Origin of the sequence: Amycolatopsis sp. NBC_01307, assembly GCF_035975215.1 — a bacterium.
Classification (GTDB): domain Bacteria; phylum Actinomycetota; class Actinomycetes; order Mycobacteriales; family Pseudonocardiaceae; genus Amycolatopsis.
In genome coordinates this window covers 284,204-298,497 of sequence record NZ_CP108403.1, presented here as the reverse complement: position 1 = coordinate 298,497, position 14,294 = coordinate 284,204, and the positions used below count along the sequence as shown (strand labels likewise).

15 protein-coding genes are annotated in these 14,294 nt (G+C 69.0%); 1 reads left to right on the top strand and 14 read right to left on the bottom strand.

The annotated features are described in order from the left end of the window. Window positions 1–85: 85 nt before the first annotated feature. From OG439_RS01460 to OG439_RS01395, 14 genes are all read right to left on the bottom strand, one after another. Window positions 86–1,315, bottom strand: coding sequence for an HNH endonuclease signature motif containing protein (locus OG439_RS01460; RefSeq protein ID WP_326947540.1), 1,230 nt, complete (start codon window positions 1,313–1,315; stop codon window positions 86–88). A gap of 176 nt (window positions 1,316–1,491) precedes the next feature. Beyond that, a complete protein-coding gene (locus OG439_RS01455; RefSeq protein WP_326947539.1) occupies window positions 1,492–1,974 on the bottom strand; it encodes a hypothetical protein in 483 nt (160 codons plus the stop codon). Further along, on the bottom strand, window positions 1,971–2,444 hold the full coding sequence (locus OG439_RS01450; protein ID WP_326947538.1) for a hypothetical protein: 474 nt from the start codon (window positions 2,442–2,444) through the stop codon (window positions 1,971–1,973). The genes OG439_RS01455 and OG439_RS01450 overlap by 4 nt, the downstream gene beginning before the upstream one ends. Next, a complete protein-coding gene (locus OG439_RS01445; protein ID WP_326947537.1) occupies window positions 2,441–3,676 on the bottom strand; it encodes an MCE family protein in 1,236 nt (411 codons plus the stop codon). Before OG439_RS01445 ends, OG439_RS01450 begins: the two co-directional genes overlap by 4 nt. Further along, window positions 3,673–4,845 carry an MCE family protein gene (locus tag OG439_RS01440; RefSeq protein ID WP_326947536.1) on the bottom strand — a complete coding sequence of 391 codons (1,173 nt, stop codon included), beginning with the start codon at window positions 4,843–4,845 and terminating at the stop codon, window positions 3,673–3,675. Before OG439_RS01440 ends, OG439_RS01445 begins: the two co-directional genes overlap by 4 nt. After that, complete coding sequence (locus OG439_RS01435) at window positions 4,842–6,035, bottom strand: MCE family protein (RefSeq protein WP_326947535.1); 1,194 nt, start codon at window positions 6,033–6,035, stop codon at window positions 4,842–4,844. The genes OG439_RS01440 and OG439_RS01435 overlap by 4 nt, the downstream gene beginning before the upstream one ends. Then, complete coding sequence (locus OG439_RS01430) at window positions 6,032–7,063, bottom strand: MlaD family protein (RefSeq protein ID WP_326947534.1); 1,032 nt, start codon at window positions 7,061–7,063, stop codon at window positions 6,032–6,034. Before OG439_RS01430 ends, OG439_RS01435 begins: the two co-directional genes overlap by 4 nt. Next, window positions 7,060–8,097: an MlaD family protein gene (locus OG439_RS01425; RefSeq protein WP_326947533.1), complete on the bottom strand. Its 1,038-nt coding sequence runs from the start codon at window positions 8,095–8,097 to the stop codon at window positions 7,060–7,062. Before OG439_RS01425 ends, OG439_RS01430 begins: the two co-directional genes overlap by 4 nt. Beyond that, the gene (locus OG439_RS01420; protein ID WP_326947532.1) at window positions 8,094–9,428 is read right to left on the bottom strand and encodes an MCE family protein; all 1,335 of its coding nucleotides are present in this window, start codon (window positions 9,426–9,428) and stop codon (window positions 8,094–8,096) included. Before OG439_RS01420 ends, OG439_RS01425 begins: the two co-directional genes overlap by 4 nt. Then, window positions 9,425–10,282: an MlaE family ABC transporter permease gene (locus OG439_RS01415; protein ID WP_247063191.1), complete on the bottom strand. Its 858-nt coding sequence runs from the start codon at window positions 10,280–10,282 to the stop codon at window positions 9,425–9,427. The genes OG439_RS01420 and OG439_RS01415 overlap by 4 nt, the downstream gene beginning before the upstream one ends. Then, entirely contained in the window at window positions 10,282–11,070 is a 789-nt protein-coding gene (locus OG439_RS01410) for an MlaE family ABC transporter permease (protein ID WP_247063189.1), read from the bottom strand. Before OG439_RS01410 ends, OG439_RS01415 begins: the two co-directional genes overlap by 1 nt. Window positions 11,071–11,160: 90 nt before the next feature. Then, window positions 11,161–11,922 (bottom strand): glucose 1-dehydrogenase, encoded by a 762-nt coding sequence (locus OG439_RS01405; protein WP_326951463.1) that lies wholly within the window; start codon window positions 11,920–11,922, stop codon window positions 11,161–11,163. Then, window positions 11,916–12,773: a 3-oxoacyl-ACP reductase gene (locus OG439_RS01400; RefSeq protein ID WP_326947531.1), complete on the bottom strand. Its 858-nt coding sequence runs from the start codon at window positions 12,771–12,773 to the stop codon at window positions 11,916–11,918. The genes OG439_RS01405 and OG439_RS01400 overlap by 7 nt, the downstream gene beginning before the upstream one ends. Before the next feature lie 83 nt (window positions 12,774–12,856). After that, complete coding sequence (locus OG439_RS01395; protein WP_326947530.1) at window positions 12,857–13,048, bottom strand: ferredoxin; 192 nt, start codon at window positions 13,046–13,048, stop codon at window positions 12,857–12,859. A 70-nt stretch (window positions 13,049–13,118) separates the two neighbouring features. On the opposite strand from OG439_RS01395, the gene OG439_RS01390 reads away from it, so the two are divergent. Then, window positions 13,119–14,282: an acyl-CoA dehydrogenase family protein gene (locus tag OG439_RS01390; protein WP_326947529.1), complete on the top strand. Its 1,164-nt coding sequence runs from the start codon at window positions 13,119–13,121 to the stop codon at window positions 14,280–14,282. Window positions 14,283–14,294: the final 12 nt, after the last annotated feature.

Genomic DNA, 14,294 nt, shown 5'->3' with positions numbered 1-14,294 from the left:
GAGGAGGGATCTTCGGCTCGGGCCGAACACCGGGCATGGGTTTGGGCCCGGAGCCGGTGGCTTCGGGCCTTTCCCTGTTGGTTGGTCAGGCTGCGAATGGGAGCGGTTGGTGGATGTTGTTGCGTCTGGGTCTTCGGTGCTTGTCCAGGAACTCCGGTGGCAGGAACTCGGGTAGGCCGTCGGCGGCTGTGCGGACTTCCCAGCCTGAACGGTGCAGTAGCCGGTGGTGGTGGGCGCACAGCAGGACCAGGTTGGTCAGGTCCGTGGGGCCGCCGTCGGCCCAGTGGCGGATGTGGTGGCCCTGGCAGTGCCGCGGCGGGCGGTGGCAGCCGGGGAAGGCGCAGCCTCGGTCGCGTAGGAACAGCGCTCGGCGCAGCCCGGCGGAGATCAGGCGGCGTAGGCGGCCCAGGTTCAGGGGTTCGCTCTTCTCGCCCAGGACCGCCGGGATGAGCATGGCGTCGCAGGCGTGGACCCGGGCTTCGTCCGCGGTCATGGTGCCGGTGTCGCCGAGGGTGGCCTGGCCGACCCCGGACTTCAGGTCCGCCAGCGAGACCGCGACCATCACGTGGGCTCGTTCGCCGGCCTGCGTCGGCAGGTCCGGGGAGTTCAGCGCGAGGTCGACGGCGTCGGAGAAGGCGTCGCCGTAACGTTCCTGCGGAGAGCGGAAGTCCGCGCCCTCGTCGCTGCAGCGACGCTCGGCCAGCGAGTCGAGCAAGGCACTGGCCCGGGTGCCGGTCTCGTCGTCAAGGCGACCGTTCAGCTCCCAGACCCCGGATCTCTTACGCCGCAGCGAAAGCTCCCGGGTGGGCAAGGACGGTTCGGCCTCATCGGGTTCGGCACCATCAGGATCGAGGTGGGCCACAATCCGCGCCCCTAAAGCAGCAACCTGCTTGTGCCCAGCCTCGGAAGCAAAGGAAAGCAGGCTCTGTTCGACGTCATCACGATGCTCGGACGAAACCTGAGCCAACACTTCGACGACGGCGTCGATCATCGGATTGCTCAACGATCCACCAGCAGCAAGAACCCCAGTAGCCGAAGCAACAGCGGACACCGGACTGCCATCAACAGCACGCCCAGCATTTAGAGCGGAAGCTCGTTTCACCACACGATCGGCAGAAGCCTTGGGAACATCGGCAAGATGCTCGAACAACCGGGCAACAGAACGATACCCAAACAGCTCCATCACACCACGAGACTCGATTTCAACCAGCAGCGAACCAATCGCAGCCTCAGCAGACCGCACCACACCGAGCAGCGAGCTGACGCGATCGGCCAAGGCCACCGCATCCGCTCTCCACACCGCTTCACCGTCCACACACCAAGATTACCGCCAGACGAACACATGTTCATCACACGAACGGATGATCACGGCAGGGGTACCCGCTGCGTGGGGAATCGGCGCTGCCGAACACATCGAGAAGCAACCATGAGAAGCGCCGATTTCCTACGCCACGGCGAAGCCGCATCTTGAAAGAGAGGAACCCGGTGGCCCTAAAGCGCAGTCAGCGTAGCCAACTTCCAACGACCGTCCACACGCTTAGCAGTCACAGAGAGCTGAGCCACCGAAGACGACGGCGCACCCCCACCCTGGGTAACCGTCTGCTGGTCAAGAAACAACAGCACCGAAGCCTCATCCCCGACCAACGAACGAACCCCGACAGCCCGAACCGTAGTAGTACGGATCAGCTTCCCGGCAGCAGCCCGAGTACGAGCCGAGGCGAACTGAGCCTGGTACTGACGAACCGCATCACCGACCAGATACTCCGACGCCGCGCGCTCCGTACGAGCCAGATTCGCGTAGTCGTAAGAGAAAACCGCCTTCACCGCTTCGCTGACATCAGCCGAAACCGAAGCAGTCGCCGCAGTATCGACCAAGGCCGCGTTGTCGGACGACGACAGCGAAGCCGTCTCGACGCCGAACCAGACCGCGCAGCCCAACGCCACGACCACCACCGCCGCAAGGAAACGTTTCATGAGCCCGCCGCCTGAACACCCGCGATCTTCCAGTCGGCGCCGGACCGCGTCACGTCCACCGTCAGGCGGCTCATGCGCGCAGCGGCAGGAGAACCACCCGTCGAGACCCGGACATCCAGCACCGCGAGCAACCGCGCCGAGCCCGCAGAGACGTCGATCTCCGTCACCGCCGCCTCCACCAGCGACGCCGTCGACACGGTGCGCGCCGTCGACGCGCGGTCGATCTGCAGCTGCCGGTCGCCCGTGAGGTCCTTGCCGTACTGGCCCGCCGTAGCGGCTATCCAGCGGTCGACGTCCGCGCCCGCGTTGCGGTAGTCGATCGTGTTCAATGTGACCAGTTCCGGCCCCGCCGCCGCCAGCACGGCGTCACGCGCGCGCCCGCGCGCCAGGGAGTCGTCCGACGCCGCGTGCCACCACGACCAGCCGGCGAAAGCGGCCACCAGCACGGCGACGACGGCCAAGATCTTCACGACACGCCCAGCAGCTTGCCCAGCCCGCCCGCCGACGGCCCGGTCAGCAGGCTCAGCATCCCCGGCAGCTGGGCCTGCGAAGGGGCCGACGCGGTCTGCGAAGGCGCGGCCGGGATCGACGGCGGCTTCCCCGCGTACGGCGCGTTCTGCGACCCGCGCACCCCCGTCGGGCTGCCCGGCGGCTCCGCGCAGTAGGCGTTCATGTTCACCGGCGCCTCGGACGTGTCGTTCGCCGGACGCTCCTTTGTGCCTTCGTAGCCCTTCGTGCACGAAGCCGGGTCGAAGAAGTTGAACACCACTCCGAGGTGGCCCGTGCCGTCCGGGGACGTCGACGGCGAGAACGCCGAGATGATCGGGTACGCCACCAGCAGCTCCTCGACGGCGTCCTTGCGCGACGACGTGATCTGCGCGGTGGTCAGCAGGTTCGCGAACAGCACGCCCAGGTCGGTGCCGGACGCCGCGAGCACGTCGCTGATCTGCCGGCTCAGCTGCGGGGCCTCGGAGATCACGCGCCGCAGGTCCGGATCGGACGTCTTGAGCTGGCCCGCGATCGTGCGCAGCCCGCTCGCGAAGTCGGTGATGTTCGCGGCCTGCCGTTCCTGCGTGGTCAGCACGATCCGCGAGTTCGCCAGCAGCCCTTGGGTCTGCGGGACGTACTGCGCGGCCTCCGCGGTGAGCGAACCCGTGCTGTCCAGCAGCTGCTGCAGCTGCGGACCCGCCCCGGCGAACGCGTTGTACGTCTCGTCGACGACCGTGCGCAGCGAGTCCGGGTGGACGCTCGCGACGAGGTCGTCGAGGTGGGTCAGCACGGTGTCCGGTGACGGCGGCAGCGACGTCTTGTCCGGCGTGATCACCGAGCCGTCCTGCAGGTACGGGCCGCCGTCGTGCTGCGGGAGCAGGTCGACGAACTGCTCCCCCACCGCCGAGCGGTTCGCGACCTGCGCGTGCGCGTCGGCCGGGATGTCCGGTCCGCCGGAGTCGATGTCGAGCGCGACGTCGACGCCGTGGTCGGTGAGCGTCATCGACGTCACCCGCCCGACCGTGACGCCGCGGTAGGCGACCTCGGAGTTGACGAAGATGCCGCCGGAGTCGGTCAGCTGCGCGGTGACGACGTACCCGCGGCTGCCGAAGAGCCGGTCCAGCCCGGCGTACTTGCCGCCCGCGTACACGACTGAAACGACCGCGATGACGACGAACGCGATCAGCTGGACGCGGGTCTTGCGCGTGATCACTTGCCACCGCCGATCAGGCCCAGCAGGCCGCCCAGCAGCTCGGTGCCGCCGCTCTGCCCGGTCACCGCCCCGAGGTCGGGCAGGGGCAACGGCGGCGGTGCGGCGGTGCCGGTGCCGGTGGACGGCACGCCGCCGATCGTGTTGGGCAGCGCGATCGGCGGCTGCGACGAGTTCGTGAAGTTCTGGATCAGCTTGTCGAGATCCAGGTTCACGGTCGCGTCGACGTTCGCGTAGTCGCCCTTGACGACGTTGCCCGCGTAGTCCGGGAGCGGGTAGGTGAGCAGGATCTGCAGCGCGTTCGGCAGGTCCTGACCGGCTTCGCCGAGCTTCGTCAACGTCGGCTGCAGCGTCCTGAGGTTCGCGACCAGCTGGTCACGGCTCTTCGTCACGGTGTCGGTCGCGACGCCGGACAGCGTGGTGAGCGCGTTCAGCATCCCGACGAGCTGGTCGCGCTGGTCGGTGACGATCTTCAGGCCCGGCGCGAGGTTGTCGAGCGCGTTCGACAGGTTCTGCGTCTGGCCCGAGAGCGTCGCCGACAGCTTGCCGAGGCCGTCGATCGCCCGCAGGATCTCGGTTTTGTGCCCGTCGAGCTGCGTCGCCAGTTCGTCCACTCGCGACAGCAGCGCGCGGATCTCCGGCTCGTTGCCCGACAGCGCGTCGTTCAGCTCGTGGCTGATCTTCTGGATCTGCTCGACGCCGCCGCCGTTGAGCAGCAGGGACAGCGCGCCGAGCACCTCCTCGACCTCGGGGTTGCGGTTGGTGCGCCCGAGCGGGATCTGCGCGCCGTCACCCAGCTTCCCGGAGGCCGGCTCCGCGGCCGGCACGCTCAGCTCGACGAACTTCTCGCCCAGAAGCGAAGACTGCTTCAGCTCGGCGTGCGAGTTGGCGGGCAGCGCGACGTCGCCGTTGACGGTCATCGAGACGAGCGCGGACCGCGTGTCCGGCGTCAAAGTGACTTTGTCGACCCGCCCGACCGCGACGTCGTTGACCTTGACGCTCGACTGCGGCACGAGGTCCAGGACGTCGGTGAACAGCGCGGTGACCTGGTAGGGGTGGTCGCCGACGTCGGCGCCGCCCGGCAGCGGCGTGCCGTAGAGGCCGTTGAACCCGCCGTCGCTGCAGGCCGCCAGCACGAGCACCCCGGCGAGCACGCCCGCGAGCCGCTTCACTTGGCACCGCCGGAAAGCTGTTGCATCACGTCGACGAGCGGGAGTGGCAGCGGTGGCAGTTCGCCGTTCTGCAGGGAGTTCAGCACCTGCGGGATGGTGGGGAGCTTCAGCGCGCCGTCGAGGATCGGCGCGAGCTGCTTGCAGATGCTGCCCAGCGTGTCCGGGATCGGCTTGGGCGTGCCCGCGCTGATCAGCCGGCACACGGTGAGGATCGGCGGGTTGGTCAGCTCGTTGAGGTTGTCGCGCACGGCGATGGTGCCCGACGCCGCGTCGTAGGAGTTGATGAAGTTGGTGGCGCCGGTCGGCGCGATGTCGAGCACCTCGGCCAGCGACGCCCGCTGGTCGACGAGCACCTTCGACAGCGACGCCAGCTTGTCCACATTGGACTCCAGCGCCGTCTTGTTGTCGTTGACGAACTGCTGGACGTCGCCGAGCGCGCCGCCGAGCGACTGCAGCGCGGCGCCGACGTCGGAGGAGTCGTCGGCGAGGAACCGGCTGACGTCGGCGACGCGGCCGTAGAACTCGTTGAGCTGCTGGTCGCTCTGGGCCAGCGCGCCGGTGAAGGAGTTCAGGTTCTGCACGGTCGAAAACAGGTCGTCCTTCGAGCCGTCGAGGGTCTTGGCGAGGTCGGCGAGCTGCCCGACCGTCGAGTTCAGCGAAGCGCCGTTGCCGCGCAGGGCGTCCGCGGCGGTGTCCAGGACGCCCGACAGCGCGCCGTCCTTGTTCGCACCGTTCGGGCCGAGCGCCGTCGACAGCTTGTCCAGGCTCGAGTACAGGTCGTCCAGCTCGACCGGCGTGGCGGTCCGATCGCGCGGCAGCACCGTGCCGGTGGCCAGCACCGGACCGCTGTCGTAGGCCGGGGTGAGCTGGACGTAGCGGTCGCTGACCAGGCTCGGCGCGACGACGACCGCGCCGACGTCGGCCGGCAGCCGCACCTCGTCGACCTGCATGTCGACGCGCACCGCGTCACCCTGCGGCGTGACGTCGGTGACCCGCCCGACCGGCACGCCGAGCACCCGCACCGACGAACCCGCGTAGAGCCCGACGGTCTTGCCGAAGTACGCCGACAGCTTCGTGCCGGAGGACTCGCGGAACACCAGCCACAGCCCGGCGGTGAGGACCAGCGCGACGACGCAGGCGAAGGCCACCCACGTCGCGAGGCTGCGGCCGCGGTACGTCCGGATCGTCATCGGCGACCCACCCCCTGGTTCGGCGCCGCGATCGGCGGGGTGCAGCCTTCGGGGTTGATGGACAGGCCGCCCACGGTGATCGTCGGCGGGAGCAGCCCGCACAGGTAGCCCTCGAACCAGCGGCCGTTGCCGGTCGCGTTCGCGCCGACGCGGGCGAACGGCGCCATCAGCTGCAGGCTCTTGTCGAGGTTGCCCTGGTTGCGCTGCAGGATGTCGGTCACCTTCCCGAGCTTGTCCAGCGTCGGCTTCAGCTGCGTGCGGTTGTCCGCGACCAGCCCGGACAGCTGCTGCGAGAGCTGCTGGGTGCCGGTGAGCAGCGCGTGGATCGCGGTCTTGCGGTTCTGCAGCTCGGTGAGCAGCAGGTTGCCGTCGCTGATCACGCGTTGCAGCTGGGCGTTGCGGTCGGACAGCGTCTTCGACACCTTGCTGGTGTTGGCCAGCAGCGTGTGGAGGTCGGCGTCACGCGAGGACACCGTCTTGGCCAGGGAGGACAAGCCGTTCAGCGTGTCCTTCAGGTACTGCGGGCTGTCCTTGAGGCTGTCGGACAACGCGTTGAAGCTGTCGGCCAGCTGCTTCGTGTCGATGTCGCCGACCGTGGTGGACAGCTGGTCGAACGCGTCCTGCAGCTGGAACGGCGTGCGCGTGCGGGCCTGCGGGATGGTCGCGTCCGGCTCCTGGGTGCCGTGGCCCTTGGTGTCGAGCGCGAGGTACTTCTCGCCCAGCAGCGTCTTGATCTCGATGGACGCCGTCGTCGCGTCGCCGACGCGGACGCCCTTGACGCGGAACCGGACGAGCACCTGCTTGCCCTTGAGCGTCACGGAAGACACCGTGCCGACCTTGACGCCGGCGATCTCGACCTCGTTGTCCGACGCCAGACCGGCGGACTCGCCGAAGTACGCCGAGTACGTCGTGCCGTTGCCGAAGAACGGGAGCTGGTCGGAGAAGTACGTCGTGGCCGTGACGAGCACGATCAGCACGAGCGTCACCGCGCCGACCGCGGCCTGGTTGCGATCCTTCAGCCGTTTCACGGACCGCACCTCTCCGCGCGCTGGGTGCCCGGGATCGGGATGATCGGCAGCGTGATGTCGAGCGAGGAAATGCCGATGGTGCCGTTGATCCCGCACAGGTAGTAGTTGAACCAGCTGCCGTAGCTCAGGGTCCGGGTGAACTTCTGCAAGTTGCCCGGCAGCACCTCGAGGAGGTGGTTGAGCAGCTCGCCCGAGTCGCCGAGGTTCTGCGACAGCGTGCCGAGCTGCGCGACGTCGTCCTTGAGCGCCGGGCGCGCGTCGGCCAGCAGGCCGGTGGTCGAGACGGCGAGGTCGCCGAGCGCGGTGACGGCGTCGCCGATCGGCTTGCGCTGCTCGGCCAGGCCGCTGACCAGCTTTTGGGTCTGCTCGATGAGGTCGCCGAGCTGCGGGCCGTGGGCGTTGACGGTGCCGAGCACGGTGTTGAGGTTGGCGATCACCTGGCCGATCACCTGGTCCTTGCTCGCGATCGCGGTGGTGAGCGACGCGGTGTGCTGCAGCAGGCTGGTGATCGTGCCGCCCTCGCCCTGGAAGACGCTGATGATCTCGGCCGACAGCTGGTTGACGTCGTGGGGGCTCAGGGCCTTGAACAGCGGCTTGAACCCGTTGAACAGCACCGTGAGGTTCAACGCGGGCTTCGTGCGCTCGGGCGGGATCGTGCCGCCGTCCGGCAGGGCCTTGTCCCCCGGGACGTCGGTGCCGAGCGCGAGGTAGCGCTGGCCGACCAGGTTCCGGTACTTGATGGTCGCGGTCACCGACTCGGGCAGCCGGTAGGTGTGCTCGACGTCGAACCGCACCTCGGCGAGGTTCCGCTCCCCGACGGCTACGTCGATCGTGTCGACCTGGCCGACCTTGACCCCGGCGATGCGGACGTCGTCGCCCTCCTTGAGGCCGGACGCGTCGGTGAACTTCGCCAGGTACCCCGAGGTGACGCCGAAGTTGGTGTTCGCGATGGTGGCCGCGAGGACGCCGGTGAACAGGACCGTGACGACGGCGAACACCAGCAGCTTCACCAGCGACGGGACGAAACTCCTCACTTGAGCTCCACCTCCGCTCCGCGGTAGAGCGGCCCGACGAGCAGGCCGGCCCAGCCGGGCACCTGGTCCGGCGTGGCGCCGAGCGCGGGTGACGCGAGCAGGGCGATCAGCTCCGACTCGTCGGCCGAGCCGACGATGCTGCCGGACCCGCCGACCGCGCCACCGCCGGCCGTGACCGGGCCGGGCAGGCTGCCGTCGGGCGACTTCGGCGGCGCGGGCTTGCTGGAGCCGTCCTCGATCGCGCCGTCCGGCGGGTACTGCGGCCAGTGCCCCGGTTTCGGCACCTGCGGGTAGCAGCGGGGGCCGCGCTTGTCGTCGTACTTCGGCTCGTCGACGCCCGGCAGGTACTTGCCGCGGCTGGCGCTGAACTCGATGGTGACGCGGCTGACCTCGGGGTGCGCGGTCCCCTTGCCGAACGCCAGCTCGGCCGGGCCGACCTCACCGGCCAGCTGGTCGAACAGGCACGGGTACTCCGGGGCGTACTTCGCCAGGACGTCCAGCGTCGGCTGGACGGCGGTGGTGAGCCGGATCAGGTTGTCCTTGTTGACCACCAGGAAGTTCGTGAGGTCGACGGCCGCTCCGGTGACGGTCGCGTAGAGGTCGCTCAGCTGCGTGCGCTTCTCGACGATCGTGCGGCTCGTGGTCGTCAGGTCCGACAGCGCCTGCAGCAGGTCCGGCGCAGCCTTGTCGTAGGTGGCCGAGACGTTCGCGAGGCCGGTGATGTCGGCCTTGATGTCCGGCAGCGACGGGTTGAGCTTGCCGAGGTAGTCCGACAGCTGCGAGAGGGTCTGGCCGAGCTGCTTGCCGCGGCCGTCGAGCGCGGTCGCCACGGCGGTGAGCGTGCTCGACAGCTTCTCCGGCTGGACGGCCTGCAGCAGCGGCATCACGTCGTCGAGGACCTTCTGCAGCTCGATCGCGCTGCTGCTGCGGTCCTGCGGGATGACGTCGCCGGCTTTGATCGCGGACCCGGGCTTTTCCGGCAGCTGCAGGGCGACGTACCGCTCGCCGAACAGCGTCTTCGGCAGCAGCCGCGCGGAGACGTTCTTCGGGATGACCGACGTCTTGTCCGGATCGAGAGCCAGCTCCAGCTCGGCGTGATCGCCCTTCGCGAGCACCGACCGGACTTCGCCGACGACGACGCCGCGAACCTTGACGTCGCCGCCCGTGCGCAGCTGGCTGCCGACGTGGTCCGTCTCGAGCTTCACCAGCGTCACCGCCGTGAACGCCTTGTTGTAGACGGCCAGGGTGAAGGCGATGAACAAGGCGGCGACGAGCAGGAAGGCGAGCCCCAGCACCTGGTACCGGAGCCGCTGCCAGAGTGCCTTCCTCATCCGGAGATCCTCACCGTGGTGTTGGCGCCCCAGATCGCGAGGGACAGGAAGAAGTCCAGGACCGAGATCAGCACGATCGACGTCCGCACCGCGCGGCCCACGGCCACGCCGACGCCGGCCGGGCCGCCGCTCGCGGTGTAGCCGTAGTAACAGTGGGACAGGATCACGAGCACGCTGAACACGATCACCTTGCCGAACGACCAGAGCACGTCGCCCGGTGGCAGGAAGAGCGTGAAGTAGTGGTCGTAGGTGCCCGCGGACTGGCCGTAGAGCCAGATGGTGATCTGCCGGGACGCGAGGTAACTCGACAGCAGGCCGACCGCGTAGAGCGGGATCACCGCGGCGACCCCGGCGAGGACGCGGGTCGTCACCAGGTACGGCATGCTCGGCACGGCCATGACCTCGAGCGCGTCGATCTCCTCGGAGATCCGCATCGCGCCGAGCTGGGCGGTGAAGCCGCAGCCGACCGTCGCGCTCAGGGCGAGCCCGGCCGAGAGCGGCGCGACCTCGCGGGTGTTGAAGTAGGCGGAGATGAACCCGGTGAGCGCGGCCGTGCCGAGCTGGTTGAGCGCGGAGTAGCCCTGGAGGCCGACGATCAGGCCGGTGAACAGCGTCATCCCGATCATCACGCCGAGCGTGCCGCCGATGACCGCCAGGCCGCCGGTGCCGAAGCAGACTTCGGTGAGCAGCCGCAGCGTTTCCCGGCTGTAGCGGCGGATCGTGCGCGGCGACCAGGCGAGCGCCTTCGCGGCGAACGAGAGCAGCTGGCCGAGGCCTTCGAGGCTCTGGCCCGGGCGCGCGAGGTACTCCAGCGTCCGGTCCTGGTCGGCGCGGTCGATCGGCTCGGCCGTCATCACATGGCCTTCGGCGGGACGATCCGCAGGTAGATCGCGGTGAGCACGACGTTGATGAGGAACAGCAGCAGGAACGTGACGACGACGGCCTGGTTGACGGCGTCGCCGACGCCCTTCGGCCCGGGCGGCGGGTTCAGGCCGCGGAACGCCGCGACGACGCCGGCGACGAAGCCGTACAGCAGCGCCTTGATCTCGCTGATCCAGAGGTCCGGGACCTGGGCGAGCGCGTTGAAGCTGGCCAGGTACGCGCCGGGCGTGCCGCCCTGCAGGACGACGTTGAAGAAGTACCCGCCGAGCACGCCGACGACGCTGACCAAGCCGTTGAGCAGCACCGAAACCACCATGGCGGCCAGCACCCGCGGCACGATCAGGCGCTGGATCGGGTTGACGCCCAGGACCTCCATGGCGTCGATCTCTTCGCGGATCTTGCGCGCGCCGATGTCCGCGCACACCGCGCTGCCGCCGGCGCCGGCCACGAGCAACGCCGTGATCAGCGGGCTGGCCTGCTGCACGATGGCCAGCGCGCTGGCCGCGCCGGTGAAGGACTGGGCACCGATCTGCGCGGTCAGCGAGCCGAGCTGCAGCGCGATCACCGCGCCGAACGGGATGGCCACCAGCGCGGTCGGCAGGATGGTGACGCTGGCGAAGAACCAGCACTGCTGGATCCACTCGCGGGTCTGGAAGGGGCGCTTGAAGATCGCGCGCAGGACCTCCCAGGAGAGCGTCGCGAGGCGGCCGACCTGCGTCAGCGCCGCGGTTCCCGGGAGCGTGCCAGTGCTGTCGCTCACCACACCTCCCCGAAGTAGTCGCTCACCCCCGAGTGTTCTCCATACCCGGTGTCCGCTTTTCGTTAGCGGTGTTAACCAATGTCGTTCCGTCTAGAAGTTGAGCGCGTGGGACGCCGTCGCCCCGCCGTCGGCCACGAACTCCGAACCCGTGCAGTACGAACTTTCTTCGCTGGCCAGGAACAGCACCAGCTTCGCGATGTCTTCGGGCTGCCCGACCCGGCCGAGGGCCACCTTCTTGCCGACGTACGACATGTCGACTTTCTGGCCGCCGGCCGCGGTCGAAACCATCTGCGTGTCGATCGCGCCGGGGTGCACCGAGTTGACCCGGATGTGCTTCTTGCCGAGTTCCATCGCGGCGACCTTGGTCATCCCGCGGATCGCGAACTTGCTCGCGGTGTAGGCGATGAGGTACGGCATCCCGGCCAGTCCCTCCACAGAGGACACGTTGACGATGGAGCCACCGCCGGCGGCGGTCATGGGTTCAACGACCGAGCGCATCCCGAGAAACGCCCCGATCTGGTTCACCCGGATGACGCGCTCGTAATCGGCCAGCGTCGTCTTGCCCAGTTCCGAGAAATGGAGGATGCCCGCGTTGTTGACCAGCACGTTCAGCGCGCCGAACTCCGTGGACGCGCGTTCGATCGCTGTCGCCCAGTCGTCTTCGCTGCCGACGTCGAGGTGCTGGTAGACGGCGGCGTCACCGAGGTCGGCGGCGAGCTGCTTGCCCTCGTCGTCCAGGATGTCGGCGATCACGACCTTCGCGCCTTCGGCCACGAACGCGCGTGCGGCGGCTTCGCCCTGTCCGCGCGCGGCACCGGTGATGAGGGCGATCTTCCCGTCGAGCCTCACGATTCCTCCAGGATTTCGGTGGCGGCGAACATCCGGCCGGGGTCGCGGCCGGCGAAGTGGTCGCTGACGGTCGTCTCCAGCTCGTCGAGGGACCAGCGCCGCTCGATCCGCGGCGCTTCGACCAGCGCGACCGAGCCGCCGTGCACGACGAACACCTGGCCGTTGACGTGCTCGGCGGCAGGTGAGGCCAGGTAGGCGACGAACGGGGCGACGTGCTCGACCGAGAGCGGGTCGGCGCCTTCGGCAGGGGCGGCGCCGAACACGCCCTCGGTCATCGCCGTCCGCGCCCGCGGGCAGATCACGTTGGCGCGGACGCCGTACTTGGCCAGGCCGCGGGCGGCCGACATGGTGAGCGCGGTGATGCCGGCCTTGGCCGCGGCGTAGTTGGGCTGGCCGGGTGAACCGATCAGGAAAGCCTCGGACGCGGTGTTCACCAGCCGCCCGTACACCGGCTTGCCGTCCTCTTTGGACTTGTCACGCCAGTGCTTCGCGGCGTTGCGGGACAACAGGAAGTGCCCGCGCAGGTGGACGCGCAACACGGTGTCCCAGTCGTCGTCGGACATCGAGAAGAGCATCTTGTCGCGCAGCACGCCGGCGTTGTTCACGACGATGTCGAGCCCGCCGAGGTCGAGCGCGGCCGCCACCAGCGCGTCCGCCGTGGCCCGTTCGCCGACGTCACCGGCGACCGCGACGGCTTTGCCACCAGCGGCTTCGATCTCTTCGACGACGTCCTTCGGCGCACCGATGTCGTTGACGACGACCGTGGCGCCCCGCGCGGCCAGAGCGAGCGCTTCGGCCCGTCCCAGCCCGGCGGCGGCACCCGTGACGATCGCGGTCCGGCCGGTCAGGCTCACGCGAGGCCTCCTCATCGAGTCCTGGTTGACGGGCCTACACTAGAATCTGTTCTCGTTTTGGGCAAGCTTTTCAGTAAACACCGCTAACTGACGATGAACAGGGCGTTCTTCGGGCAGCCCCGCACCGCGCCGGCGACCCGTTCCGCCTGGTCGCCGGGCACCGGACCGGGCTGGATGACCAGTTCTTCGTCGTCGTCGAGGTCGAAGATGTCCGGTGCGAACCCCAAGCACACCGCGTTCGCCTCGCAGAGCGAACGATCGACGCCGATCTCCATGCTTCCTCCGCCGCGTCAGTCCTGGTACAACTAGAACAGGTTCTACTATAACGCCGGATCGAGGTGACGGGTGCGGATCGACTACACGCCGGAGCAGCGCGCACTGGCCGCGGAGCTGCGGGAGTACTTCGCCGAGCTGATGACGCCGGAGCGTCGTGACGGCCTCCGCATGGGCAGCGGCGAGTACGGCGACGGCCTGGTCTACAAGGACATCGTCCGGCAGCTGGGCAAGGACGGCTGGCTCGCGCTCGGCTGGCCGCCGGAGTACGGCGGCCAGGGCCGGCCGATGCTCGACCAGCTCATCTTCACCGACGAAGCGGCGGTCGCCGGGGTGCCCGTCCCGTTCCTGACGGTGAACACCGTCGGGCCGACCATCATGCGCTACGGCACCGACGAGCAGAAGGCGTTCTACCTGCCGAAGATCGCCGCCGGCGAGCTGCACTTCTCGATCGGCTACTCCGAACCGGAGGCCGGCACCGACCTCGCATCGCTGCGGACGCGCGCGGTGCGCGACGGCGACGAGTACGTCGTCACCGGGCAGAAGATGTGGACGAGCCTGATCGAGCACGCCGACTACGTCTGGCTCGCCGTCCGGACCGACCCGGAGGCGAAGAAGCACCGGGGCCTGTCGATCCTGATCGTGCCGACGACGGCGCCCGGGTTCTCGTGGACCAAGGTGCACACGGTGGCGGGCGCGGGCACCAGCGCGACCTACTACGACGGCGTGCGCGTACCGGTGTCGGCGCGCGTGGCCGAGGAGAACGCGGGCTGGCCGCTGATCACCAACCAGCTCAACCACGAGCGCGTCGCGCTGACGTCGTCGGCGCCGATCCGCAAGGCCCTGTCCGACGTCCTGGCGTGGGCGAAGGAGACCGGCGCCATCGACCAGGAGTGGGTGCGGCTGCACCTCGCGCGGGTGCACGCCGGCGCGGAGTACCTGAAGCTGCGGAACTGGCGGATCGCCTGGGCGGCCGCGGCGAGCGAGCTGGGGCCGGCCGACGCGTCGGCGACCAAGGTGTACGGCACCGAGTTCGCGATCGAGGCGTACCGGCTGCTGATGGAGGTGCTCGGCGCGGCGGCCGTCGTCCGCGACGGCTCGCCGGGCGCGCTGCTGGCCGGGCGGATCGAACGGCAGCACCGCTCGGCGCTGATCCTCACCTTCGGCGGCGGCACCAACGAGATCCAGCGGGACATGATCGCCGCGACCGCCCTCGGCCTGCCCGTCACGCGCTAGGAGCGTCTCAGT

What these genes read in the sequence shown, in the direction of transcription:
- OG439_RS01420 (WP_326947532.1), bottom strand. Translation starts at nt 9,428, where the DNA reads ATGAGGAAGGCACTCTGGCAGCGGCTCCGGTACCAGGTGCTGGGGCTC.
- OG439_RS01395 (WP_326947530.1), bottom strand. Translation starts at nt 13,048, where the DNA reads ATGGAGATCGGCGTCGATCGTTCGCTCTGCGAGGCGAACGCGGTGTGC.
- OG439_RS01435 (WP_326947535.1), bottom strand. Translation starts at nt 6,035, where the DNA reads ATGACGATCCGGACGTACCGCGGCCGCAGCCTCGCGACGTGGGTGGCC.
- OG439_RS01415 (WP_247063191.1), bottom strand. Translation starts at nt 10,282, where the DNA reads ATGACGGCCGAGCCGATCGACCGCGCCGACCAGGACCGGACGCTGGAG.
- OG439_RS01455 (WP_326947539.1), bottom strand. Translation starts at nt 1,974, where the DNA reads ATGAAACGTTTCCTTGCGGCGGTGGTGGTCGTGGCGTTGGGCTGCGCG.